Raw genomic sequence first — 25007 nt, 5'->3', positions numbered from 1 at the left:
CAAGAGCACGAGGCCACACAAACAAGTCTTTTTCAGACTTAGAGTGCAACAAGTGTCTCCTGCGTGGGCTGCCCCGATGAGTGCGGGGACCTTCGATCTGAACGGATTTCAGATAACCTACGGTCTTCGGTGAAACTTGAGCGCGAACCAGAAAGGCTCGTTCAAACTTCGGGACTTACCTTAACGCGCTACTACCACATTTTCCAAATCACGGTGCCATGCCCCGTACATAGCGCCGCGTTGCCCACCACTGAACGTAGCGAGCGGGCGTACTAAATACCCTGGCTAGCCACCATGAATGACGTGAAAAAGCCACGCAGCGTCCGATGACGTCATCAGCCGAATTACGCTCAATAATAAAGGCTTCTTCGCCGCATTCGATATGGCCGTACATGGTGCCGTAGACCAAAGCCACGCGCTGTGGACTGCGTTCAACTGAAATTATTCGGCACGGCGAGACAGTCGGGCCGAAATACAGTTGCACGGTTTCCCCGACAGTGGGCTCACCTTTGACGCGAACACGTGCGGCGCGGTGCGCTCGCCAGGATAAGAGGTTATCTACCGCCTGCGAGAAATCAGCCTCCCCGTGGCCAATCTTGTCCGAGTAGTCCACGACGTGCCAAGTGCTATCCGGGATCCAGGTGGCATCGGCAAGCGCAAGACTCGCCCCGACCATGTGCCGTGGGTACGACAAATCGCGGTAGCTTGGGTCGCTGTTATCTCGCATTGCGCCTTTCCTCCCTCGGAAATACAAGGGCTGTACTAAGACGAAAACGCCCTCACAAAAGTGAGGGCGTTAAGCGTTTGAATGACTAGTTAGAGGCTTCCTCTGCGTAGCCCTTCTGTACAGAACCATCGACTGGGATGCCAGGACCGTTGGTCGTGGACAGGGTGACCTTACGCAGGTAGATACCCTTTGAGGAAGATGGCTTGATACGCATAAGCTCGTCGAGCAATGCGCCGTAGTTCTCAGCCAGCTTCTCAGCATCGAAGGATGCCTTACCAATCATTGCGTGCAGGTTAGCTGCCTTGTCAACGCGGAAGGAGATCTTGCCGCCCTTAACGTCTGCAACTGCCTTCGCAACGTCGTTGGTAACGGTGCCGGTCTTAGGGTTAGGCATCAAACCACGCGGGCCCAGAACGCGGGCTACGCGGCCAACCTTGGCCATCTGGTCTGGGGTTGCAATAGCAACGTCGAAGTCCAGGTTGCCACCGTTGATGGCCTCGAGGAGTTCTTCGGTGCCGACGATGTCTGCGCCAGCTTCTGCTGCCTCGGTAGCCTTTTCGCCTTCAGCGAAGACTGCGACGCGAACGTCCTTACCGGTGCCGTGTGGCAAAGATACGGTGCCGCGAACCAGCTGGTCTGCCTTACGTGGGTCAACGCCCAAGCGGAAAGCGACGTCAACGGTTGCGTCGAAGTTCTTCGACGAAGTTTCCTTCGCCAGCTTCGCTGCCTCGAGTGGACGGTACAGGCGGTCGCGGTCAACGAGTTCCGCTGCTGCCTTGTATGCCTTGGAGTTCCTGCTCATTTAAATCAAATCCTTAAGAATGAGATGGTGGATTGTTGTGGTGTTTAACGGGCCAGAGCAGGCCCTGCCACATGAAATTGTTTATTCTGGAGCGCCGTCAACGGTGATGCCCATGGAACGAGCGGTACCAGCGATGATCGCTGCGCCGGCCTCGATGTCACGAGCGTTGAGGTCGTTCTTCTTGGTCTCTGCAATTTCCTTGCACTGATCCCAAGTCACAGAGCCGACCTTGTCGGTGTGTGGAACGCCGGAGCCCTTCTTGACGCCTGCAGCCTTGAGCAGCAGCTTAGCTGCTGGTGGGGACTTCAGGATGAAGTCGAAGGAACGGTCTTCGTAGACGGTGATTTCTACTGGGATGACGTTGCCGCGCATGGATTCGGTTGCAGCGTTGTACGCCTTGCAGAATTCCATGATGTTGACGCCGTGTGCACCAAGTGCAGGACCAACTGGAGGAGCTGGGTTAGCAGCGCCTGCTTCGATCTGCAGCTTGATAAAGCCTGTGGCCTTCTTCTTTTTCTTAGGTGCCATCGAATTACCTCTTTCCGTGATACCGGGTTATCCCACCACGATGAATAGCAGGGCCCGTCCGGATGCCACCTTGTGCGGCCACCGGGGAGTAAATGAAAAAATCGACGTGTGCAAGCAAATTTACACACGTCGACCTAGCCTAATCTAGAGGCGGGGTATTACCCAAATTAATTGATGCGCTCAATCTCGGTTGGGGAAAGCTCCACTGGGGTCTCACGGCCGAAGATGGAGACTAGGCCAACCATCTTGCCGGTTTCTTCATCAATTTCGGAAATCGTTGCCGATACGGAGGCAAATGGGCCAGACAAGATAGTCACTGCTTCGCCAACGACGTAGTCGTGTGCGTACTTCTTGGCCTCTTCCTTCTCTGGCATGGAGATGACCTGCTCGCCCTCGGCGGCATTGGCAGCTGCATCGCCTGCGGCTGCTGCGCCTTCCTTTGGCAGCAAGAACTTCGCCACGTCGCGGTGCTTCACTGGGGTGGCATTGCCTTCGTTGCCCACGAAGCTGGTAACACCTGGGGTGTCACGAACAACCGACCACGCGGCATCGTTAAGCTCCATGCGCACCAAGACATAGCCTGGCAGCAATTTACGCTTGACGAGCTTCTTCTTGCCGTCTTTGTTTTCCAAGACCTGCTCGATAGGCACAACAACATCGAAGATGGAGTCTTCTACTTCCAAAGTCTGCGCACGCATATCAAGGTTGGTCTTTACTTTGTTTTCGTAGCCGGAGTAGCACTGGATGATGTACCACTGACCAGGAAGCTCCTTGAGCTCCTTGGTGTACTTGCGCAAACGACGACGGTAATCCGCATCTGCATCACCCTCAGCGGCTGCTTCCTCCGCTTCTGGCTCAGCCTCGGCTGGCTCGGCTTCTACGGATTCAGCTTCTGCTGACTCAGCTTCTGTTGGCTCAGTTCCTGCTGGATTCGTGTCTGCGTCTTCAGCGGCCTCGACTGCTTCCGCAGCCTGGGTCTGCATGGATTCGATAAAAGCCTCGCCGACGTTGTTGGCGGTGTCTTCGGGGTTGGTGCTCTCGTTATTTTCGGTCATATTGTGCTCCATCTTCAATAAATTATCCCGCCGTTCCACGGGGAGGAACTAGCGGGATGATAGTGAACTTAGCGGCTATTCTACGGGAAAAAAGCTATTTTGTATAACGCTAGCGAACTAGCAACCATTCTATGCCCATGCCGGTGAGCGTATCTACGCCCCACACCAAAGCAGTCAAAATGATGAGGAAGGCGAATACAACAAGGGTGTACTGCACCATTTCCTTGGCGGTTGGCCAGACAACCTTCTTGATTTCGGAGACAACCTCCGGCACGAAAGTTACGGCACCGCCGCCTGGCTTGCCGTCACCTTCACCGCTTTCAACGCGTACGACACGCTTGTTCTGGTACGCATCCGTGGACGTCTCAGCAGCACCTGAGCGTTGGCGCTTGCCTGTTGGGCGTTGTGCCCCAGAATTGTCAGTCACGGTGAGAATGCTCCTCAAGAAAAATACGTACAAAGATCTTCGCAGATCTTATTGAACCTGGATGAGTCTACCAAAGCCCACCCTAGCGGCCAACCATTGAAATAGCAGTGAGGCCCGACCATTGCTGGCCGGGCCTCACTATGTATTTGGCAGGGGCGACAGGACTCGAACCTGCAACCTACGGTTTTGGAGACCGTTGCGCTACCAATTGCGCCACGCCCCTTTAAGACGATGTACACGTTACCAGAGTCATCATCTGGGATATAAAACACATCCTGCTTCGCCGATTTTGCAATCGATGTTGCGGGAGCATTTACCCGGTAGCGATGGCGAGAATTGAACTCGCGACACAGCGATTATGAGTCGCTTGCTCTACCACTGAGCTACACCGCCAGAGGCCATTTAAGAACTAGGGAAATTCCTGAGCCATAAATGAACAGAGCCCCCTGACAGAATCGAACTGTCGACCTTTTCCTTACCATGGAAACGCTCTGCCGACTGAGCTAAGGGGGCTTAGCTTCTTTGATAATGTGCTTTCGCGCTCTCTCTGAAGCCTTGAAAAGATTAACCCGAAACGACATACAAACACAAATCGCCAGTTAGCACGCTATTTTACCTGTGCTTGTAAGGTCCGATTTTACTCCATTTTGGAGTAGAGATGTTCCGGTCTTCCGGCCACCCCGTAGCGCAGGCGAATCTGCACGATGCCTTGGCTAGCCATCGTCGCTAAGCGCCGCTGCGCCGTCGGCCGCGAGACTCCGGCGATTTCTGCCGCCGCGGTGGCGGATAGCTCGCCGCTGCCCAAGGCATCGAGAAGCAACTGCTCCGTCGACGAGCTCGACGCCGGCATGGCTGGTGCCGTGCCATGCAAAATGGCCAACGCTTGATCAATCTTGTCTTGCCGCATGCCACGTTTGCCATCCAGCACGTGCCGGTAGCGCGCGTAGCGGTCGAGACGGTCCAGCAACTGCGCGCGCTGGAAGGGTTTGACCAAATAGCCCAAGGCTCCAGAACGCAATGCGCGGCGCACGGTGGATGCTTCATCCGCGGCGCTCAGCACAAAGGCATCAATCCCGCTGCGGTGGACTAATTCCACACCATCACCATCGGGCAAAAAGACATCGACCAACATCAAATCCGGCGGGGAGGATTGGATGGCATCGACAGCTTCAGCAATGGAGCGAGCCGTATTATGCACGCTAAAGCCAGGGGCTTCCTGCACGATATCTGCGTGCACGCCCGCGACGCGGAAATCATCATCCACGACGAGTACTGACCAAGTGCGATCCGTCATTTGCCTTCTTCCTCTCGCACTTCACGGTAGTTGAAGCTGGGATCTTGTTCCATCACCCCGGGCAGGCGTGCACCAAATACCGCACCTCGGCCCGACGGTTCCCCACCGCGCTCAATGACCCACACCTCGCCGCCGCGACGCTGCGCCATCTCCTGCGAGAGCGTCAACCCAATCCCGCGTCCGCGAATTTGTTCAGCAGGCACCACTTCTTCGCCCTGCTCGGTTTCTTCCACGTGGGTTTTATGCGCAAAAGGATCTTCTCCTGGGGTAATACCCGGGCCCGAATCTGCAACGACCATCACCAGTTCGGTGGCATCATCCATAAGCGTGACTTCCACCAGGCGCATCTCGGGGTTTGCTACCGCTGCGGTAATGGCATTATCGACGAGATTACCCAGCACCGTGGCAATATCTTCCACCTCGGCCACTTTGCCCAACACCAAGGTCTCTTCGCGGATCTGCATGCTCACGCCACGCTCGGAAGCCTCTAAGGATTTCGCGCCCAAAAATGCCTGTAGGAACGGCTCGGAGATGAGCTCGGTGCCAATCAGTGGATAATCCACCGGGCCCCGGCTGCGCATAGCGCGTAAGAACTGCGCGGCTTCGCCATCCCTGCCGGATTCAATCAAGCCGGCGGCCACATGCATGCGATTGGCAAATTCGTGGCGTTGCACCCGCAGCGCAGACGTCATCGTGCGCACGGTTTCTAAACGCTCTGACAACGCCATCACATCAGTGCGGTCACGGATCACGATGACTGCACCCAGCGATTGCCCGCCGCGGTCTACCGAACGTGCCTCCAAGAACAGCACGCGGCCATTGGCCACGATGCCATCGCGGGCCACCCCGGCTTGCAAGTCCGCAACCACATCGTCGGGAAGCCCCAGATCTGTCAGGCTTCGCCCCTCGGCGCTGTGAAGGCCAAAAATCTGTTTTGCCGAACCATTGCTTAAACGGATAGTGCCTTCGGTATCTAACGCAATGACTCCATCGCCCACGCCGTCTAGAACTGCCGCCTGGTTTTGTACCATCACCACCAGCTCTTCTGGTTGCACTCCCAGGGTTAGCTGTTCCCACCGCTTGCGCAGAACAAACATGGCGATAATCCCGATGAGCAAGGCCAGCAAGGCCGCCGCCACGATAAACAGCAAGGTGCGGGGCAGGTCATCAAAGACCCCATTGCGTTCGAAGCCAACGCTGATTTCTCCCACCGGCGTTTCACTGTCCGGGGCAAAGACCGGCACCTTAGCGCGCGCCGATTCCCCCAGTGTGCCCTTTTCCCAGGCCACTACTTCCTTGCCGGCGAGGGCTTCCGCAAAGCTGGTGCTTACTTGCAACCCCAACAGATCTTCATCAGGGTGCGCGAGACGCATGCCGTTGTTATCGGTAATGACCACAAATAACGCGCTAGTGGAATCCGCAGCAGCTTCCGCGTAGTGCTGTATTTCGCCCTGCGCGAGTACCTCTGCCGCAGGGTTTTCCGCATCTTGCGTTTCTTCCGCGACCAACTCACGCACCTGCGGGTCAGAACCAATGGTGCGCGCAATCATCAGCGCGGAGGTCTCCGCTTCATCGCGAAGCTGCTCGATGCTCAGCCCGATAAAAACCACCGTGCTGGTGGTTACTACCGCAACCACGGTAAGCAGCTGCAATAAGAGCACGCGGGTGGCAAAGCGCATGAGTTAAACCCTTCATCGTTTCAGCGAGCAATACCTCATTTGAGCACGGCAAACCACACGCAACAAATTGAATGAGCACAATGCACTAAAAGATGAAATTGCACTATTAGTTACCTAACGCGCCAAACACTTGGACAGTGACAGGCACCACTTTAGGCTAGCTCTAGTCTTCCAGGGCACTTGCCGTGCTACTGCGGCTATCGCACCTATACCCGTCCAAGGAGTCAGGATGTTCTCCCCCACTATTGTCACGTTGGCAGCGGAATACGCGCCAACGCACACGCTATCCGATGGAATTCTCGTCGGATTAGGCTTTGCCATGATCGTCACCTTCATGACGCTGATCATGCTCGGCCGCTCCACGCCTATGATCGCGTTGATCTTGGTACCGACCATCTTCGGCCTTATTGCCGGCGCTGGCCTGGGCATTGGCGACATGGTCATGGAAGCCATAAAAGATATGGCGCCGACCGCAGCATTGTTGATGTTTGCCATTATGTACTTCGGCATCATGATCGATGTGGGACTATTTGATCCCCTCATCCGGATTATCACCCGCGCGTTGGGCAATGACCCCGCCAAGATTGTGCTGGGTACCGCGCTGCTAGCCGGGGTTGTTTCCCTCGACGGCGATGGCTCCACCACGTTTATTATCACCACCTCTGCGATGTTGCCGCTGTACTTGCGCATGGGCATGAGCCCAGTGGTGCTAACGGTGGTTGCAGGTCTTATCAACGGCACCATGAATATTTTGCCTTGGGGCGGACCAACCGTGCGCGCTGCGGCCGCCTTGGGTCTTGACCCAGCGGAAGTTTTCGTCCCGATGATCCCGTCTCTGATTGTTGGCGTCATCGTGGTCTTCGCTTTTGCGTGGTTCCTGGGCATCGCCGAGCGCAAGCGCTTGGGCGGTTCGGTAGATACTTCCCGCTTCCAGGATGACAGCAATGGCGGAAGCACTGTCACAGGTGGTGCTGGCACCGGCGGCACCGGTAGCAGCGGCGGAGCAGGCACGACGCCAAGCGGCACGACGCCGAACGGTCGCACCCCAGACGACACCGTCCCAGATGGCTCAGACGGAGGCGGAGTGCTTGTCGATGTCCGCGAAGACAACTCAAATGAACATGCACAAGAACACGTGTCCTTGTCAGAGGTCGAAGAAGATCCCTCTGATGGTCTCACCGACACCATGCTGGACCCACACCGTTCTACGCTGCGCCCGAAGCTGATTTGGTTCAACCTCGTGCTCACCCTGGTCGTCATGGTCGCTTTGGTTGCCGATATCTTGCCGCTGGCATTTGTCTTCATGGTCGGCACGGGCTTGGCGCTCGCGGTGAACTTCCCGAAGGTCAAAGATCAGGCCACTGAAATGCTGGCCCACTCCTCCTCCATCGTTGGTGTGGTCTCCATGGTGCTGGCCGCAGGCGTGCTCGTCGGCGTCTTTTCCGGCACCGGCATGGTTGATGCCATGGCGTCCTGGATTACCTCAGTTATCCCGGATTCGATGGGCGCTTACCTCGCACCGATTACCGGCTTGCTGTCTATCCCCATGACATTTTTCATGTCCAATGACGCGTTCTACTTCGGCATCTTGCCGGTGCTGTCAGAAAGCGCCGCGCACTTTGGCATTGAACCGGTAGAGATGGCTCGCGCTTCTATTACCGGCCAGCCCGTCCACATGCAGTCGCCATTAGTGCCCGCTATTTTGCTGCTGGTGTCTTTGGCGAAGGTGAACCTAGGCGATCACCACAAGAAGGTGCTGTGGCGCGCTGTGATTGTGTCTCTCGCCATGCTGGCCTCAGCTATCGCCGTCGGCGTCATTCCGTTGGCTGCCTAAACGCCGCGCGGAGGCGCCCACATCGGCGCCTCGCTAAGGCCTCCGCGTAAGCATCACAAGCGCACGCAGGCTCGCTCGAGCCGAGCGATGCAGAAACGTGGAGCCCCAGTTAAGAAACTCAACTGGGGCTCCACGTTATTTTTGTGCCAGGTAGAAGATTCGAACTTCTGAAGGCGTAAGCCGGCGGATTTACAGTCCGCTTCCTTTGGCCGCTCGGACAACCTGGCAGGCACTATTCGGTGCGGTTCATTACTCTACTATGCACACCTAGCTATATGGCAAATCGGCAGGTCACCGGGTGTAACGCACGTACTCCTTCGACCGTTGCCAGCGTGTGTACAAACTTGTACTCCTAGCCCACGCGGTCGGCGGTATACGACGCGAGGTTACGCAACGCACGGGTCGCCGGAATATCCGGCAGGGTGGCACACTCCGCCGAGACGATGTCGATGTAGCGCTGTACCACCTCGAGCGCGCGTTCGCGGCCCTTGGACGCACGCAGCAACTCTAATGCACGCTCTACGTCCTCATCGGCCTCCAGCGGGCCGGTCAGCAGCTCACGCAGTCCTTGCCCGGCCTCAGAATCTTCTTCAAGGGCGTATAAGACCGGCAAGGTAAAGACACCTTCGCGCAAATCCGTTCCGGGAGTCTTGCCGGATTCATGGGATTCCGAGAAGATATCGATGATGTCATCGACAATCTGAAAGACCATGCCAATGGCACCACCGATGGTGCGCAGCGCCTCGGCGTGCTCTTTGGGAGCTCCGGAATGGTAGGCACCAAAGTAACCGGCGGAAGCAATCAGCACGGCGGTCTTTTCTTGGATGACCTTCATGTAGTGATCAATGGGGTTTGCTTCGCCCGCACCGACGGTCTCGCGCATCTGCCCAGTCACTAGCTCTTCAAACGTGGCCGCGAATTGCTCAACGGTATGGGTATCCAGCTGGCTCATCAAGCGTGAGGCATGCGCTAATAAAGCATCGCCAGCCAAGATAGCCACGGAGTTATTCCAGCGCGAGTTAGCTGATTCCACACCGCGACGACGGTCAGCTTCATCCATGACATCGTCGTGGTACAGCGTGGCTACGTGCACCATTTCCACCACGGTGGCAGCTTTGATGACTTTTTCGCTGCCTGGTTCTGATCCAAATTCAGACGACAGCAGCGACATTATGGGACGAAATCGCTTGCCACCTGCTTCGGATAGATGCTGGGCTTTGTCAGAGACGAAGGACGCCCCGCGGTTGGTTTCATCGTGCAGCAAGCGTTCAACAGCGGCAACGCCGGCAGCAACGCGATCATTGAGCTGGTCATCCCCCAGATCCACGGCGTGATTGCTCATTGTATACAGGTCCTTGTGCTCGATGAAACTAAATTTAGACAAACAATAACCGTAGTCGAAACTAGACGCATAACCCACTTCAGGGTACCCGCGTGCGACAATAGTTTGCATGGTTGAGCATTATGATGTTGCGGTCATCGGCGCGGGGCCCAGTGGAGCAGCTGCTGCGCTGCATTCCGTACGCCGCGGTTTTGAGACAGTCCTGATTGATTCCGCGGAGTTTCCGCGCGATAAAACCTGTGGTGATGGCCTCACACCGCGTGGGCTTCACCAGCTCAACCAACTGGGCGTGGAGGTCAATCCCACCTACCGCAATAGGGGTTTAAAGCTGCATGGCTTTGGTACTTCGGCCACCGCGCCGTGGCCATCGACCTACCCCTGTGATGAGGGAACTGCGCTACAACGGCACCGTTTAGACGCATTGCTTGTCGATGCCGCGGTGGCCGCCGGCGCCACGCTTTTAGCCGGAAACGCTGCTACTAATCCCCAGCTCGATGGCAATTTTCTCACTGAATTCAGCGTAGGTGAGACCCAGATTCGTGCGCGTGAAGTCATCGTTGCCGATGGTGTGCGCTCTACCTTTGGGCAAAAATTAGGGCGCATCTGGCACAAGGGTGAAGTCTTTGGCATCGCTGCCCGCTCCTACTGCGAATCCCCATTTTCGGATGAGCCGTGGATGCATTCGCACGTAGAACTTCGAAATGAAGATGGTGTAGTCCAGCCTGGTTATGGCTGGATTTTCCCTATCGGTGATGGCTCGGTCAACTTAGGTTGCGGTGCGCTTTCGACGGCACAGCGCCCAGCCAAGCTCAATACCAAGAAATTACTGTCGCTGTATGCCAGCCAGCAGCGCGACGAGTGGCAATTAGGGCCTGAGAAATTTATCACATCCGCGGCACTGCCCATGGGCGGTGCGGTCTCCAACGTCGCAGGTGCCAACTGGATGATTATTGGCGATGCCGCCGCGTGTGTAAACCCACTCAATGGCGAAGGTATCGATTATGGCCTAGAAACCGCGGCGCTTGCGGCGCAACTGCTAGGCACCAACAAGGATCTCACCTTGGTATGGCCGGATCTGTTGCGCCAAGAATACGGCGAGGCCTTCATCCTGGCGCGCACACTTGCGCGAGTTCTCACCTACCCGCAGTTTCTTCCGGTAGCAGGACCGATTGGCTTGCGCGGTCCGATGCACCTGGCTGCTCGTTTGATGGGCAACCTCATCACTGACGAGGACCGGGATATCACCGCACGTTTGTGGCGCGCGGCCGGCAGCGCGGTAGCCACTGCGCGCTGTGGCTCGCCGTTGTGGGACTCGACTTATTAGGGCTTAATGGCCGAGTGCAAGGCGACGATTCCGCCGGTGAGGTTTTGCCAACCGGCGTCCGTCCAGCCATTGCGGTTGATAATCGCAGCGAGCGCTTCTTGCTCCGGCCAGGCGCGGATGGACTCCGCGAGGTAGATATAAGCATCCGGGTTTGACGACACCAAACGGGCCATCGGTGGCAAAAGACGCATCAAATATTCTTTATAAAAGGTGCCGAAGACAGGGATGACCGGCTTGGAAAATTCCGCCACCGCTAAGCGCCCGCCGGGTTTGGTCACGCGCGCCATCTCGCGTAGCCCTAGTTCAAAGTCATGAATATTGCGTAGCCCATAAGAGATGGTCACTGCGTCAAAAGTCGAATCTGCAAACGGCAGGCGCATGCCGTCGCCGGCTACTTTAGGAACATTGCGGTCTTCGCCAGCGGCCAGCATGCCGCGTGAGAAATCACACGCCACGCACCACGCGCCGGACTTGGACAGCTCCACGGTCGATACCGCAGTTCCGGCAGCCAAGTCCAGGACTTTTTCCCCAGGTTTGAGGTTCAAACGCTGCCGCGTGAGCTTGCGCCACCGGCGGTCTTGGCCAAAGGAAAGGACCGTATTGGTGATATCGTATTTCTCCCCGACGGCATCAAACATCGATGCAACGTCAAAGGGCTTCTTATTAAGATCTGCCTTTTTACCCACGCAGCACAGTTTAAGCTACGCGCGCGCCAAGAGCTCGCGCAGCCCACCGTGGAAGCTCCGGACGCTGGCCCAAAATAGTCAGCGGAACCCTACGCGTGGACTCAAGTACTTCTTCGTAATAGCCCATGAGCTGACGGCACAATGCTTCCCACGTCTTATTCTCTATGGACGCACGAGCACGTAGCCCAAATTCCGGGCTATCAATGGCATCAACCGCCGCGGGCAAGTCCTCAATGAAGGTATCGACTTCCAGCAGGTAGCCATTGACCCCTTCGTCAATGAGATCCACGGGGCCGCCGGCATTGGGGCCAATGGTGGGCACCCCAGAGGCTTGGGCTTCTTGGATCGCTTGGCAGAAGGTTTCAAATTCCCCGGCATGCACAAACACATCTAGTGAGGCATAGGCTTGGGCGAGTTCTTCGCCACCCAAAGCTCCCATAAATTTCGCCGTGGGCAGCTGCGCTTCCAGCAGTGGCCGCTCTGGGCCATCACCGACGATCACCAGCTGGATATCATCGCGGTCATTGAGAGCAGCTAGCCGGTGCACGCCTTTTTCTGCCGCCAAGCGCCCGACAAAGCCCACGATGCGTTTGCTTTTCGATGGATCCCACATCTCGCGCAAAGCCTCCGAGCGCTTGGATGGGTGAAAGCGCACCGCATCCACGCCCCTGCCCCAGTGACGGACATTTTTAATGTTGTGGCGTTCTAATTCGGCAATCGTCAATGAGCTCGGCGCCAAGGTCATTTGGCAGGCGTTATGGATGGTGCGCAACCACTCCCACACACCAAAAGCTAAAGCCGACAGCTGGTATTTGGTGGCAAATCCTGCCACGTCAGTTTGATACAGCGCGACCGCCGGAATACGCAACTGGCGCGCAGAAAACGCTCCCGCTGCACCGAGTACAAACGGGCTGGCGAGGTGAATAATATCCGGTTGAAATTCCCGCAATTCGCTATCGACGACGGAGGTGGGAACACCGACTGGCAGCGAATCAATCAACGGTACTTTGACCGTGGGTACCCGACGGATTGGAAATCCTAGGTAGTCGCTGATTTCTTCTTGCCCATCGCGTGCACCGGGTGCGATGACCATTGCGTCGTGTCCTTCTGCGTGCAGGTGCTCCAATACTCGCAGCACGGAGTTAGTTACTCCATTGACATTGGGCAAAAAGGATTCCGCAACAATCGCTACACGCATAGTCTCTCATCTTCGGCGAATAAGGTTATATTTGCGTAAAATCTGCACGAAATTGTGGATAAATTACCTACGCTAATACGCCGACCATCATAGTCATCGTCGCCGCACTTGGCTGTAACGCCGATCTCGGCGCTGCCGTTTGTGGCGCCGCTGGTTACTCCTCGGCTGTCTCCGGTACGGACTTCTTCGTGCGCCGGTAGTTGACCAGCCACCACGTTCCTCCGGCGATAATCGAGCTGATGACGGCTACCGATATCGCAGGGATAATCGACAAGGTCCACTCGCGGCCTTCCACTTTGACCAGCTCGGGGTTATCGCCGGCGAATGTCACCCACACTTGTTGCCCAGGGGCAAGACCCGTGGGGTACAACAGCCCAGACGATGGCTGGTAATAAATGCCGTCGGCGTCTTGGTATTCCACGGCCGTGCGCATCCAATCAACACCAGTAATGGTGCCCAAGGCGCGCTGCGGGTCAGCGGCGATTTTGATGTCATTGATCAACGGCCCTACCACCATCGCCGCCGAAGCCAATAGGGCTGCGGCATATAAGGTAACGATGAGCTGGTTGACGCGTCGGCGAACTCGATAGCGCATGGCTTTTGCTAGAACTCGTTCTTCGAGGAGATTTCCTGGTGCAATGCCCGGCGCGTATTACGGCTCACGCGGGCTTCCACCACAGTGATGCCAACGGCAAACTCCGCTAGTTCGGCCAAGGTATCCAGCAATTCCTGAGCGCTATCAGCGCGGCGGTAATCTACCCCAAAGCCTTCCACCAGTGGTTCAATGTCCACATCGTGTGGGGTGCCAAAGGCTTTTTCAAATTCACCGCGCAATGCATCCTGGCCGGTCTCGAGGGTTTCAAAAATGCCGCCGCCATTGTCATTAGCAATAACGATGGTGAGGTTTTCCGGACGAACTTCGTCTGGGCCCAAGATCATGCCGGTGAGATCATGCAAGAAGGTGATATCACCCAATAGCGCTACTGTGCGCGGTGCGCGTGGCAGGTCACGCTCGCGGGTTTGGGTTCCAATAGCGACACCGATTGCCTGGGATACAGAGCCGTCGATACCAGCGGCGCCGCGGGCGGAGTACACGTCAACGCCGTCAAAAGGCAGCCCCACCAGGGACATATCGCGAATTGGGTTGGATGCGCCGATAAAGGCGGCATCGCCGACCGCCAGGGTGTCAGCTACTGCGGCTGCTGCATGCAGCCCGGTAAATCCGTGGTCGGCGTTTTCTAGTGCCTCACGCACGGCATCAGAGCCAGCGGTTGCAGCACCCTCGCAAATTTTCATCCAGTCACGGGTTGGTTCACCGGTGACTTTGACGGTGGTGCCAATGCGTGCGTGCTCACCGCGCGGGTTGGTGACATCTGTCGTGCGGGACAGGCAGATGACATCAACATCTGGGTCGGAGATCAACGCCATGACATCGCGGTGCAAGGTGGGATGGCCGACAACAATGACTTGTTCTACGCGGGTGTTAACGACGTAGTCATTGGCGGATACTTGGTCTTTTCGAAATACGCGTGCGGCCGCGGGATGTACTGGATGATATGGCGCGGGCGCAGTTGGTTCTGCGATGGTGGGGATATCTTCTAAACCTTCCACCGCCCATGCTTCATCACCGGCGATTACCAAGGTGTTGCGCGATAAGTCCACGTCTACTTCGCCGTGGTTGACCCAGCCGGGAAGCGGTGCGCGCTGCTCGGTGAGATCCGTTGGAGCCTCCAAGGCAGAATCACCCAGTAGCGGCGCATCTAATGCGACGTTGATGTGTACTTGACGCTGGGAAGTAAAAGCCTCTGCGATCTGCGGAATATCCATGGGCTCTGTCACCTGCACGGTATCGGCATAGACTCCGAAAATTCCCTGTTGTTCAATGGTCTGCGAAGCACCGGTACCGATTAAACGTGCCGGGCGGTCGGCGCTAATGATAGCCAGTGGAATGTGGCTGTAGTGCGCTTCAACCATCGCGGGCAAAGTATTAGCCACCGCGGTACCGGACGTCATCACGACCGCGACGTGGCGTCCGGACACCCGCGCTAAACCGAGTGCGAAAAAGGCGGCGGTGCGCTCATCAATGCGAGTGTGAACGCGCAGGTCCTTGCGGGCTAGCAGTGCCAAGGATAAAGGCGAGTTACGCGAGCCCGGGCACAGCACGACATCGGTGACATGTCGGGATAGTTGTGCTGCTACGGCCTGGGCGAGATTCAAAGACGTCGAATTCATGCCTCTAATCTACTGTGCGTGACCAAATTGCTTATTGCCGCTGCCCGAAAAGATCATTAATCCAATCTTCCACCTGGTCGGGATCCTCAGGAACCTCCGGCAAATCTGACATATCCGGGATCGGGTTTTCCGTCACCGTCGTTGTTTCCGTCTCCGTCACGGTTTCCGTTTGCATCTGCGTCTCGGTCTCCGTGGCGGTTTCTGTCACTGGCGGTGGTGGTTCTTTCTCGGCTTCTGCGGCCGATGAGCGCCACAAAAACAATAATGCACCCGCAGCCAGCAGAGCTAGGGCAGCAATCACGCCCAAGGTCGCTGTAAGCCCTTTGGAAGCGCCATCGCCACCGGAGCCCGAATTTACCCGGCCGGTCTCTGCCATATACGTCTGTTCTTCTTCGGGGAACTCGTAGTAGCCCTGAGCGTGTGGTTGCTGATAGCCGGATTGCTGGTATCCCGGCTGTTGCTGATAACCAGGCTGTTGCCCATAGTTTTGTTGTGGCTGACCGTACTGCGGATCGCGCTGCGGGTCGTCATCGCCAGGGAAATATTGGCGTGGTCGTTCATTCATGTCTTCACACGCTACCGGCAACCCTGCTTTGATAGCCAGGTTTGTGCGGCAGCTAATTCATCATCGACAACGTGGTCTGGTGCAATTGGGCTATCGCCGTAAACTTCGCCATTTCGGTCCATATCCTGCGCGATTGTCAGCATCAAATAGCTGCCATCCGGGAAGTCATAGACCGCATTAGCCGTGGCATAACCTGCAGTGGGTTGACCAAAAGACACAGCATTTTCTAAGCCTTTAAACGCCACCATGGTCGCTTCCCCGGAAGACGCCGTGCCGGCATCGACAAGCACTGCGATCGGAACATCGAGGTTTTTCTGCGCCTCGACGCTAACTGCCGTGCCGCCACCGGAGACAGCGGTGCCATCAACGGTAACCGGGTTATCTCCCATCGCGGAATGGAAATACATCGCATCCCCATCGGGCAATAGAGGTGACAGGCCAGCGAGCATTGGGCCCATATCTCCGCCACCATTGCCGCGCAGGTCAACTACCACACACGCGGCGTCCTCCACTCCGGCAGCAAGCGTATCTGCATAGCTTTGAATATCGGCATTGCGGTCTACAGCAGGCACCTTCGCGGTGACGATATCGCCGTCGCTTTCGATGCTGGGCTGCTCTGCAGTCTCAATTGCCTCTTCAATCTCGGCGTTTTGGTCTGGTGTGACCAAGTTGGAGTGCTTGCCACCGGCAGCTTTCACGGCCTTTTTCAAAGGCTCGTAGAGGTCCTCGCGGGACTGTGCGGATTCAATGGCAGCCTGGGCTTCTACCTTGGCGCGGGCAAAGTCATCTGAGTCAGCATGAATACCCTGGGTTTCGGCCAACGTCAGTACGGCATTGCCGTAGCGCTTCGGGCTGTCATTGCCTAAAAAGATGGCCTTTCCGGTAAACATCGCGCCCATCGTGGGCCCTAGGAAGTACACGGCGGCAAGCAGTGCTCCGACGATAATGACGCCAGTGGACAGGAGTACTTTCTTAAGCATTGTCTCGTCCAATCGTCAGCGTGCGCTTACGAAGGGGTTCGACTGCCGAAATTGCGATGATGGTAAACAACCAGCCGACGACCAAGAAAGCACCGGCGAGAAGGAAGCGCGCTATGTAATTCACATCGGTCATAGCACCGGTGAGCATCACCATGCCCAGCAGGGCGCCGAAGACGAAGCCAATCAGCGACACAATGATGATCGGGCCGAGGGTCTCAAATAGCTGGGTCCGGAAGTAAAAGCTTCGACGCACACCCATCAAGTGCAGGGAACGAGTCAAGTGAGCCTGTTCGAAGATTTGTGAGGACAGCCCCAAAAAGATCGCCATGGATGATAGGACGAACCCAAAGCACAGGGTCAAGAGACTACCCGCGGTGATATCGCTAAATATCGCGTGGATTCCGGGATCTGCGGCCATCAACTCGGACATGGAATCTTTCACAATCGGTGATACAACCAAGTACCCAGCGATCACTCCGAAAAAGGCCATGGAGGCACTGCGTCGCCACGTGGTTTTGGCATCGGCGACGATGCGCTGACTAGCGACAAAATGCGAAGTGCCCGGCGCGATGGACAGCAGCCGATACAGCACCTGCAATAGGAATGGCACGAGCCAGTTGATCAACATGATGTTGAAAAAGACCACGACGGCGGTCAGGGAGAGAAACGCGAAACTCGATTCAAGGTCTGCTTGATAGACCATGACCAGGGTAAAGATGGTGAAAATGACGAAGATGATCACCCCACGGTATTTCACCGCCGGCGGCATTTCTTTGCGCGATACGCCCAAGGGCTCCACGCGTACTCGTTGCATGCCGGCGATGGAAGCACCGATGGCCAAACCAAAGACCACTAGAGCCACGGTGAGATAACCCCACCAGGGCAGGATGATTTCTGTTGTGTTGACGGGGACAAACTGAAAAGTCAGGTTGGAAAACACAGGTGTTAAAAGCACGCTGATCAATCCACCCAACACAATGCCAATAATCGCCTGCACTGCGGTTTCTAACATGGTCATGCGGGTGATATCCCCAGACGACAGACCAATCAAGCGCAGAGTAGCCAGGCGTTTTTCGCGTCCCGATGCCCCCAGGATTGCCGCTTGCGCAGTCAAGGAGAAAATCGTAGGCACCAGAAATGCACAGGCGAAGAAGGCCAATACGACCCAGATATTCATCGTCCCCGAATCTGCGGGGACCCCCATGGCTTCGTGCAGCGCAGGAAAATCTTCGGGGCGTTGTGACCGTTGATAAAACATCCACGTGCCACCGGCAACGAGGAATGCGATGGTAGAGCTGACCGTGACGCTCACGATGGCAATCAAGGTCACCAGACCGGTGCCGGTGCGAGTGCGCAACGCGGCTTTGTGAAGGTCAAGAACTAAAGTGCTGGTTTTCATCGACGTCCACCTACCAAACGATCGTCGTGGATGATGCCATCACGGATTTCCACGCGGCGTTCCATCCAGTCGGCAACGCCCGGGTCATGGGTGACCAGAATCAGTGCGGCGCCGGTGCGTTGGACAACTGCGGAAAGCATCTGCATGACTTCATGTCCAGTAGCTTGATCCAGTGCACCGGTGGGCTCATCGGCGAAGATGACCGCGGGTGAGGTCACCAATGCGCGCGCAATCGCAATGCGTTGTGCCTGGCCACCAGAGACCTGGCCGGGACGACGATCCACCAAGGAGCCAAGTCCTAGTTGGTTCAGCAATTCCTCGCTACGTTTGCGCGCCTTGTTTCGCGAGGTGCCATTGAGCATGGCCGGCAGTGCCACGTTATCGAGTGCACTGAGCTCAGGCAGTAGCTGGTGGTCTTGGAAGACGAAGCCAAAATCTGCCAATCGGGTGCGTGAGCGGGCGGCATCGGAGGCATCGGAAAGCACGGCGTTGTTGAAGACCACCTGGCCGGAGGTCGGTGTGAGTACCCCGGACATGCAATGCAAGAGTGTGGATTTGCCGGAGCCCGATGGGCCCATGACGGCCACGGTTTCGCCCGCGTTGATATCAAGGGTGATGCCGGACAGGACTGGGGCACCACCGAAGTCCTTGGTGACGTCTTCGAGATGCAATATGTTTGCGGTGTTATTTTCCATGCTTCTTATTTCACTCGGCTGGCGGGTTAAAAACCATGGTGCCAGCATTGCACTTTCAGGTAGTGCTGGCACTACCCTGGGCTGCATGTGGAGAAAGCGCAAACGGCACGCCAAGGGAACAACCCATGAGCAGATCCAGGCCGAAAAGATTGCTGAGCTGACTAAATCCCGGCGCGCCATCGCCGATGCCTACGAGGTAGAGCGCTCCCGTATCGAGCGCGACTTACACGATGGCACCCAGCAATACCTCGTTGCTGCGTCGATCAAACTCGGTGAAGCACTACTCGATGCCCCACCGGAGGTCGTCGAATTAATCGCTGCCGCACAACAGGATCTAAATAAGGGATTAGAGGCACTGCGCAAAACCGTGCACGGCATTCACCCACAGGTGTTATCCGAGCGCGGCCTAGTTGCTGCGGTGAAAGATATGGCCGCGGCCCACGGTCCACACGTACTTGTCTCTGCCCCGCATCCGCTGCCAGAGCTCTCCCCCAGCGTTTTAGCCGCCGGCTATTTCTTCTGCGCCGAAGCGTTAACCAACGCTGCCAAGCACGCGCCGGGCGCTGAGGTATCCGTACTTCTTATCGCCGATAAGCACTTACACATCTCAGTGGTCGATCAAGGCCCCGGCGGGGTCCGCTTAAAACCCGGCGCAGGGCTTGCCGGCATGCGCGATCGGCTCGATGCTTTTGGTGGGTGGTTAGAGATTACGTCGCCAGAGGGCGGACCCACCAGCCTATCTGCGCGTATTCCCCTACTCATTGAGCGCGGCCAACCAACCTTTACTATGGGCACGGTACCCACAGACACCGACGATAACCACGACACCCACAACAAGACTGAGGATTAGGGATTAGCAATGGCAGAACTTTCAATCGTCGTGGCCGATGACTCCGCGCTGCTGCGCGAAGGTATCGCTGGCCTGTTAGAACGCCGCGGTCACCACATCATTGGCCAAGCAGCCAGCGCCCCGGAACTTATCAGCGAGGTGGAGCAACAAGTCCCCGATGTGGTGATTACCGATGTTCGCATGCCACCATCGATGTCCGATGATGGCCTGCAAGCAGCGGTGACGTTGCGGCAGACCTACCCAGATTTAGCGGTGATGGTGGTCAGCCAATATGTCGCACCAGTCTATGCCTCGGAGCTTTTCGCCGATGCCACTGGTGGTACCGGTTACTTGCTCAAAGATCGCATCAGCGAAGTCGCGTCCTTCTTAGACTCCCTGGCGATTGTGGCTGGCGGCGGTACCGTTATCGACCCCACGGTAGCCAGCGCGCTCATGTCGACCTCGCGCTCTGGTCTGGCGGCGTTAAGCCCGCGTGAAACTGAGGTTTTGGAGTTGATGTCCCGCGGACTATCCAACAAGGATATTTCCGGCAAGCTCGTGCTATCTACCGCCGCAGTGGCCAAGCACGTGTCTAATATTTTTATGAAGCTCGGCCTTGACGCTTCCGAAGATAACCGCCGCGTGAAGGCAATTTTGGAATACCTCGCCACCCAGAACCTACGGTAACTACTGCGGTAATTTCTGCTGTCATTACTTCTGGCGGCGCACTAATACCACCGCTGCGGCAATGAGCACCAGCACACCGAGCCCAGCCGAGAACACCAAAGCCCTCATCAGAGTTTTCTGCTGCGGTCTCAGTCTCCTCGCTATCTTTTGCTGTATCAGCATCCGCTGCATCATCGCTTGTACCGGGTTGTGCGGCAGCCTCAAATGTCGGGCCTGGTTGCGGCTCGCCATCGACAAGTGCCGCGAGCGTATAGCGCGCGGTGTGTTGTTCAGCGTCCCCGACTTCTTCGTTTCCACCGCCAGCTATTCGCATGTATTTAACCGCGATATACTGCTCACCGTCTTGCCATAGCCGCTCGGTGGCACTGGTGCCACCATCAATCACGCGGTAGTTCAGCGGGGCTTTATGACCAATGGTTTTAGGCTCGTCACTGGTTAACGTCACTGATTCCGGGCTGGCGACTGGCTGCCGTGCTTGGTTGTAGATATTGACCTCCAATTGGTCCACCGAAACCCCCGGCGCGCGTTCCACATCCGTACCACCGGACTTAATCGCTGCGGCTAGGCGTTGGCCGTACTCCACGGGCACCTTATAAAAATGCGTTTCGCCCGGCACAATATCTGTCGCTACAGCTGCGTCTTCGGCCGTGGGCAGCTCCGCGGCATCCTCGAACCACGTTCCAGGGCTGGCATCCTCTGCGTTATCAGGAAGCTCCACAGCCGGTATGTCCGATGCTTCTTCCGGTTCAGGTACCGCAGAGGTGTCCTCGCCTACTAATCGGGTGATTTTCAGCTCCACCGGGATATCTTGACCTCGCAGATATTTTCCCCGGCGCGTGAGTGAAAAATCCACGTAGCCCTCATCGCCGCAGTCTTCGCCCATGTGCACGCTCAGTGCTGCGGCTGATTGCACGCCCTGTGCGGAGCTGGAATCGGCATCACTCCACGTGGAAGCTTGGCAGGAAAAATCAGTAAATTCCAGATCCAACCCAAATCGGCCATCGGTTAAACCACCAAAGCTCGGCGGTTGCACCGTCAGCGCCGACAGCGCAACCCGTTCTGACTCTTCAACCGGGATTCGCCAGTGCTGAGCATCGCCATTGATGTCATTAAACGCCGTGCCGTGATCGTGCAGCGGGGAAGAAAACGCCTCGACGTCGGCTGGGATTTGCGTAGGCTCACTCTCATTCGCGGAGCCTTCGTATTCTTCCAAGTCAGACTCGTAGGCGTTAATACTGCGCGAGTGCAAGATTTTCATGGACTCGGCTAAGGATTCGGCATCATCGGCATCCAGATACTGGCCACCGCCGGCATCAGCGATGCACTCCAGTTCCGACCGGGCTTCGTCATCGACTAAAAATCCCACGGTATTAATGATTAAGTCGATGCCCTGGTCATGTAATTCTTCCGCAACTTCGCACACCGGCGGTGGTGCGCAGGTATCAATGCCATCAGAGACTAAGACAATGGAACGCTCCCCTTCAGCCGGAAGCTCTTCTGCTGCTTGGCGAAGCGCTGACCCCATCGGGGTATAGCCCGATGCTTCAATATCGTCTACTTCCCCACGGATATCATCCAACTGCCCACTGCGCACCGGCGCCAACGTGGTGACATCCCGACAGCCGGCATCGTGCTCCTCAGGTGCATTGGAAGTTCCGGTGCCATAGGTCATAAACCCAATTCGGAATCATCGAACCCGAGGCATCCAGGATGACCATGGTGGGTGCAACGGTGCTTGCATTACTGTCTTGTGCGGAGGCGATCGGAGCACTCGTTGCAACAAGCCCCAACGCCATGGTGATACTGGCCCAGATTTTACCGTGAGCCATGCGCCACAGATTATCGGCAGGTTAGATACCTCACAACACTTATCAAGCCGAGAACATCACTTTTACCCGCATCGCTGCAGCACACAGTGCTAGAAGTTATTTTGCATCCAAAACCGCAAAGCACTCCCGCACGCGCTCGAACCACCAGTCTTTCCGCTCAGCAGGAGCAGCCAAGGCCGCCAGGCGATCCGGGTCGGCGGCGATGGGAGCGGCGGGCAAAGAGCCATCAATAAGCGCACGCGGGGCGGCAACATCTTCTAAAAATAGTGACCCTGTGGCAAGACCTGCAGCAGCCGGAACCACGTCAATGTCTTCATCATCAAAAATGCGTGGCAGCGCGGCCACCGTGGCCAAGCCCATGGAAATTCCCACGGCTGTATCTAATGCGGAGGCTACCGTGATATCCATGTGGCGATCGCGCAGGTTGCGCGCAATGTCCAGCGTGTTGCGCACCCCGCCCAACGGCGCTGGCTTAACGATGGCCACGTCCGCCGCCTGCAACTGCGCCACCCGGTAGGGGTCACTGGCTTTGCGGATGGATTCATCGGCCGCCACGCGGACAAACAACCCCGCCCGCATTAGTTGGCTGCGCACCTGCGCTAGTTCTTCCGTGGTGCGGCAGGGCTGTTCCATATAATCCAGCGGCATCATATTTTTCGCCGCTTCGATGGCCTCGTCCACGCTCCACCCGCCGTTGGCATCCACGCGAATATTGGATACCAAATTAGGAGTGTGCACCGCGGCGTACTCACGCACTGCTGCAACGCGCGCGATGTCTTCTTCCAAGCTTTGGCCTGGTTCTGCGACCTTGACCTTCCAGGTGCGCACGCCCGGATAACGCGCCATCACCTCCGGCACCTGCTCCGCGGCTACGGCCGGAATGGTGCCATTGACCTCGACGGTATCGCGCACAGATTCTGGGAAACCGTCATAGGCTGCTTCTAAGCCTGCGGCTAACCAGTGCGCTGCTTCTTCGGGCTGGTATTCCACAAAAGGGGAAAATTCTCCCCAGCCTGCGGGGCCATCGATAAGCAATGCTTCGCGGGTGGTGATTCCGCGAAATTTTACGGCCAAAGGAAGCGCCACTACATGCGCGCGGTCTAGGATATCGTCGATCTGCATGCTGCCTACTTTAGGCGGCGACTAGATTAGAGTGCATGACTGCAACCCGAACTTATAGCACCGATAATCCTTTTGACGCCCCCCAGTGGCGTGCGGTGGACGGCTTTTCTGACCTCACCGATATCACCTACCACCGCCACGTGGGCGAAGGTCGTGCCAATGGCATCGTGCGCATTGCCTTTGACCGCCCGGAAGTACGCAATGCCTTTCGCCCGCATACCGTCGATGAGCTCTACCGCGTACTCGACCACGCGCGCCGTACCCCGGATGTCGGAACGGTGCTGCTCACCGGCAATGGCCCGAGTGAAAAAGACGGCGGCTGGGCATTTTGCTCCGGCGGCGACCAGCGCATCCGCGGCCGCTCCGGCTACCGCTACGCCGAAGGTGAAACCGCCGATACAGTCGATACCGCACGTGAGAAAGTCGAAGGCGGCCGCCTGCACATCTTGGAAGTACAACGTCTGATTCGCACCATGCCCAAAGTAGTTATTGCCGTGGTCAATGGCTGGGCCGCCGGTGGCGGGCACTCCCTGCACGTCGTCTGTGATCTGACCATCGCCTCCCGCCAGGAAGCTGCGTTTAAGCAAACCGATGCCGATGTCGGATCCTTTGACGCCGGCTACGGCTCTGCCTACCTAGCGAAGATGGTCGGGCAAAAATATGCCCGCGAAATCTTCTTCCTCGGCCGCACTTACTCGGCTGAGCGCATGCAACAAATGGGCGCGGTCAACATCGTGGCCGACCACAAAGACATCGAACAAGAAGCCATCGAAGCCGCCCGCGAAATCAACACCAAATCCCCGACCGCGCAGCGCATGCTGAAATTCGCCTTCAACCTCACCGACGATGGCCTCATGGGCCAACAAGTCTTCGCCGGCGAAGCCACCCGCCTGGCGTATATGACCGACGAAGCCGTCGAAGGCCGCGACTCCTTCCTTCAAAAGCGCGACCCGAATTGGGAAGAATTCCCTTACTACTACTAGGAAATACAACAGCCCCGCGCGATTTACTCACTCGGGGCTGTGGGGTACCTTGCGCCGACCTTTGTCGACGCCATCTACCGCAAAATTACCCCGACACGCTACTACTTCCAAGCTACGTTAGAAGACGTTATAAAATTAGTTAAAGCTTTAAGTTGACGCGACAATATCGATGATTTACACTTTCACCATGCTGAATTTCACTTCAACCTTTAAGTCTCCCACTGAGTCCGCCGGCCTTCTCATCGCACGTACCATCCTGGGCGTAGTTCTCATTGCCCACGGCTGGCAGAAGTTCAACGAGTGGACCATTGCGGGAACTACTGATGCCTTCACCGGTATGGGCGTTCCTGCCGCTGGCATCGCAGCACCTATCGCAGCCGCCATTGAACTTGTCGGTGGCATCTTGATTCTCATCGGTCTGATTACCCGTATTGCTGCCGCACTTGTTGCACTGCAGATGGTTGGCGCCGGTATCTGGGGCGGCCACTTCAGCTCCGGTGTGATGGTTACCGAGAACGGCTGGGAGCTAGTTATGGTTATCGCCGCTGTTGCAGTAATTCTTCTCGCAGCAGGCCCTGGCCAGTACGCCGCAGACAACTTCATCTTCAAGAACAAAGAAGCCGCTGCAAAGACTCCAGTAGCTGCCTAACCTCAAATCTCGGACAATCTACCAGGGCACTTCACCTGGCTTGGTTCCGCAATGAGTCCGCGTTATTTTCCGCCGGTACCTTCAGGTGCCGGCCTTTTAGGTTTTGCCCCGCGATTAATGTCGATTAATCCTCAATCCCTT

At 56.7% G+C, this 25007-nt stretch carries 25 protein-coding genes and 4 tRNA genes; 6 read left to right on the top strand and 23 right to left on the bottom strand.

Features of this window, described 5'->3' with window-relative positions:
- Positions 1-208 precede the first annotated feature (208 nt).
- From CAMM_RS02265 to CAMM_RS02220, 10 genes are all read right to left on the bottom strand, one after another.
- Complete coding sequence (locus tag CAMM_RS02265; protein ID WP_040355783.1) at positions 209-727, bottom strand: DUF1990 domain-containing protein; 519 nt, start codon at positions 725-727, stop codon at positions 209-211.
- Positions 728-812: 85 nt separating this feature from the next.
- Entirely contained in the window at positions 813-1529 is a 717-nt protein-coding gene (gene rplA / locus CAMM_RS02260; RefSeq protein WP_003848037.1) for a 50S ribosomal protein L1, read from the bottom strand.
- A gap of 81 nt (positions 1530-1610) precedes the next feature.
- Positions 1611-2057, bottom strand: a complete 447-nt coding sequence (gene rplK, locus CAMM_RS02255) for a 50S ribosomal protein L11 (protein WP_003848036.1) — start codon at positions 2055-2057, stop codon at positions 1611-1613.
- A gap of 167 nt (positions 2058-2224) precedes the next feature.
- Complete coding sequence (gene nusG / locus CAMM_RS02250; protein ID WP_040355782.1) at positions 2225-3112, bottom strand: transcription termination/antitermination protein NusG; 888 nt, start codon at positions 3110-3112, stop codon at positions 2225-2227.
- Positions 3113-3221: 109 nt separating this feature from the next.
- Positions 3222-3539 (bottom strand): preprotein translocase subunit SecE, encoded by a 318-nt coding sequence (gene secE, locus CAMM_RS02245; protein WP_040355780.1) that lies wholly within the window; start codon positions 3537-3539, stop codon positions 3222-3224.
- A 147-nt stretch (positions 3540-3686) separates the two neighbouring features.
- Positions 3687-3762: transfer RNA gene (locus CAMM_RS02240), tRNA-Trp, on the bottom strand.
- Positions 3763-3860: 98 nt separating this feature from the next.
- Positions 3861-3932, bottom strand: a tRNA-Met gene (locus CAMM_RS02235).
- Positions 3933-3979: 47 nt separating this feature from the next.
- A tRNA-Thr gene (locus CAMM_RS02230) sits at positions 3980-4052 on the bottom strand.
- A gap of 124 nt (positions 4053-4176) precedes the next feature.
- Complete coding sequence (locus tag CAMM_RS02225; protein ID WP_003848032.1) at positions 4177-4833, bottom strand: response regulator; 657 nt, start codon at positions 4831-4833, stop codon at positions 4177-4179.
- Positions 4830-6512, bottom strand: coding sequence for a sensor histidine kinase (locus tag CAMM_RS02220; protein WP_003848031.1), 1683 nt, complete (start codon positions 6510-6512; stop codon positions 4830-4832). Before CAMM_RS02220 ends, CAMM_RS02225 begins: the two co-directional genes overlap by 4 nt.
- Before the next feature lie 229 nt (positions 6513-6741).
- Between CAMM_RS02220 and CAMM_RS02215 the strand changes: the two genes are divergently transcribed.
- The gene (locus CAMM_RS02215; RefSeq protein WP_003848029.1) at positions 6742-8346 is read left to right on the top strand and encodes a CitMHS family transporter; all 1605 of its coding nucleotides are present in this window, start codon (positions 6742-6744) and stop codon (positions 8344-8346) included.
- A 144-nt stretch (positions 8347-8490) separates the two neighbouring features.
- Here CAMM_RS02215 and CAMM_RS02210 read toward each other — a convergent pair.
- Positions 8491-8573 (bottom strand) — tRNA-Tyr (locus CAMM_RS02210).
- Between the two features lie 125 nt (positions 8574-8698).
- The gene (locus CAMM_RS02205) at positions 8699-9688 is read right to left on the bottom strand and encodes a polyprenyl synthetase family protein (protein ID WP_040355775.1); all 990 of its coding nucleotides are present in this window, start codon (positions 9686-9688) and stop codon (positions 8699-8701) included.
- A gap of 109 nt (positions 9689-9797) precedes the next feature.
- Between CAMM_RS02205 and CAMM_RS02200 the strand changes: the two genes are divergently transcribed.
- Positions 9798-11012, top strand: a complete 1215-nt coding sequence (locus CAMM_RS02200; RefSeq protein WP_003848025.1) for a geranylgeranyl reductase family protein — start codon at positions 9798-9800, stop codon at positions 11010-11012.
- Here CAMM_RS02200 and CAMM_RS02195 read toward each other — a convergent pair.
- The 8 genes from CAMM_RS02195 to CAMM_RS02160 form a co-directional block, all read right to left on the bottom strand.
- Positions 11009-11698, bottom strand: a complete 690-nt coding sequence (locus CAMM_RS02195; protein WP_003848024.1) for a demethylmenaquinone methyltransferase — start codon at positions 11696-11698, stop codon at positions 11009-11011. The two genes, CAMM_RS02200 and CAMM_RS02195, sit on opposite strands and share 4 nt — an antisense overlap.
- Positions 11699-11708: 10 nt before the next feature.
- Positions 11709-12896: a glycosyltransferase family 4 protein gene (locus CAMM_RS02190; protein WP_003848023.1), complete on the bottom strand. Its 1188-nt coding sequence runs from the start codon at positions 12894-12896 to the stop codon at positions 11709-11711.
- Positions 12897-13050: 154 nt separating this feature from the next.
- Positions 13051-13491: a DUF3592 domain-containing protein gene (locus CAMM_RS02185; protein ID WP_003848022.1), complete on the bottom strand. Its 441-nt coding sequence runs from the start codon at positions 13489-13491 to the stop codon at positions 13051-13053.
- 8 nt (positions 13492-13499) lie between these two features.
- Positions 13500-15128, bottom strand: a complete 1629-nt coding sequence (menD, locus tag CAMM_RS02180; RefSeq protein ID WP_003848021.1) for a 2-succinyl-5-enolpyruvyl-6-hydroxy-3-cyclohexene-1-carboxylic-acid synthase — start codon at positions 15126-15128, stop codon at positions 13500-13502.
- Positions 15129-15159: 31 nt separating this feature from the next.
- Positions 15160-15693, bottom strand: coding sequence for a hypothetical protein (locus CAMM_RS02175; protein WP_003848020.1), 534 nt, complete (start codon positions 15691-15693; stop codon positions 15160-15162).
- 11 nt (positions 15694-15704) lie between these two features.
- On the bottom strand, positions 15705-16673 hold the full coding sequence (locus tag CAMM_RS02170; RefSeq protein WP_003848019.1) for a S41 family peptidase: 969 nt from the start codon (positions 16671-16673) through the stop codon (positions 15705-15707).
- Positions 16666-18072 carry an FtsX-like permease family protein gene (locus CAMM_RS02165; RefSeq protein ID WP_003848018.1) on the bottom strand — a complete coding sequence of 469 codons (1407 nt, stop codon included), beginning with the start codon at positions 18070-18072 and terminating at the stop codon, positions 16666-16668. The genes CAMM_RS02170 and CAMM_RS02165 overlap by 8 nt, the downstream gene beginning before the upstream one ends.
- The gene (locus CAMM_RS02160) at positions 18069-18767 is read right to left on the bottom strand and encodes an ABC transporter ATP-binding protein (RefSeq protein ID WP_003848017.1); all 699 of its coding nucleotides are present in this window, start codon (positions 18765-18767) and stop codon (positions 18069-18071) included. Before CAMM_RS02160 ends, CAMM_RS02165 begins: the two co-directional genes overlap by 4 nt.
- An 85-nt stretch (positions 18768-18852) precedes the next feature.
- Here CAMM_RS02160 and CAMM_RS02155 point away from each other — a divergent pair, with 85 nt between their 5' ends.
- Positions 18853-19617, top strand: a complete 765-nt coding sequence (locus tag CAMM_RS02155) for a sensor histidine kinase (RefSeq protein WP_050759877.1) — start codon at positions 18853-18855, stop codon at positions 19615-19617.
- A 9-nt stretch (positions 19618-19626) separates the two neighbouring features.
- The gene (locus CAMM_RS02150; RefSeq protein ID WP_003848015.1) at positions 19627-20283 is read left to right on the top strand and encodes a response regulator; all 657 of its coding nucleotides are present in this window, start codon (positions 19627-19629) and stop codon (positions 20281-20283) included.
- On the opposite strand, the gene CAMM_RS02145 is transcribed toward CAMM_RS02150, so the two are convergent.
- The 3 genes from CAMM_RS02145 to CAMM_RS02140 form a co-directional block, all read right to left on the bottom strand.
- Positions 20198-21955, bottom strand: a complete 1758-nt coding sequence (locus CAMM_RS02145) for a vWA domain-containing protein (protein WP_003848014.1) — start codon at positions 21953-21955, stop codon at positions 20198-20200. The genes CAMM_RS02150 and CAMM_RS02145 overlap by 86 nt on opposite strands.
- The gene (locus tag CAMM_RS12840; RefSeq protein WP_003848013.1) at positions 21921-22112 is read right to left on the bottom strand and encodes a hypothetical protein; all 192 of its coding nucleotides are present in this window, start codon (positions 22110-22112) and stop codon (positions 21921-21923) included. Before CAMM_RS12840 ends, CAMM_RS02145 begins: the two co-directional genes overlap by 35 nt.
- 96 nt (positions 22113-22208) lie before the next feature.
- Complete coding sequence (locus CAMM_RS02140) at positions 22209-23234, bottom strand: o-succinylbenzoate synthase (RefSeq protein WP_003848012.1); 1026 nt, start codon at positions 23232-23234, stop codon at positions 22209-22211.
- A gap of 35 nt (positions 23235-23269) precedes the next feature.
- On the opposite strand from CAMM_RS02140, the gene CAMM_RS02135 reads away from it, so the two are divergent.
- Together CAMM_RS02135 and CAMM_RS02130 are read left to right on the top strand one after the other, a co-directional pair.
- Positions 23270-24217 (top strand): 1,4-dihydroxy-2-naphthoyl-CoA synthase, encoded by a 948-nt coding sequence (locus CAMM_RS02135; protein WP_040355771.1) that lies wholly within the window; start codon positions 23270-23272, stop codon positions 24215-24217.
- Positions 24218-24404: 187 nt separating this feature from the next.
- The gene (locus tag CAMM_RS02130; protein WP_050759876.1) at positions 24405-24866 is read left to right on the top strand and encodes a DoxX family protein; all 462 of its coding nucleotides are present in this window, start codon (positions 24405-24407) and stop codon (positions 24864-24866) included.
- Positions 24867-25007: the final 141 nt, after the last annotated feature.

The organism is Corynebacterium ammoniagenes DSM 20306, from assembly GCF_001941425.1.
In the GTDB taxonomy this organism is placed as follows: Bacteria; Actinomycetota; Actinomycetes; order Mycobacteriales; family Mycobacteriaceae; genus Corynebacterium; species Corynebacterium ammoniagenes.
The sequence above is the reverse complement of the archived record's forward strand: the minus strand, read 5'-3'. Positions and strand labels throughout refer to the sequence as shown.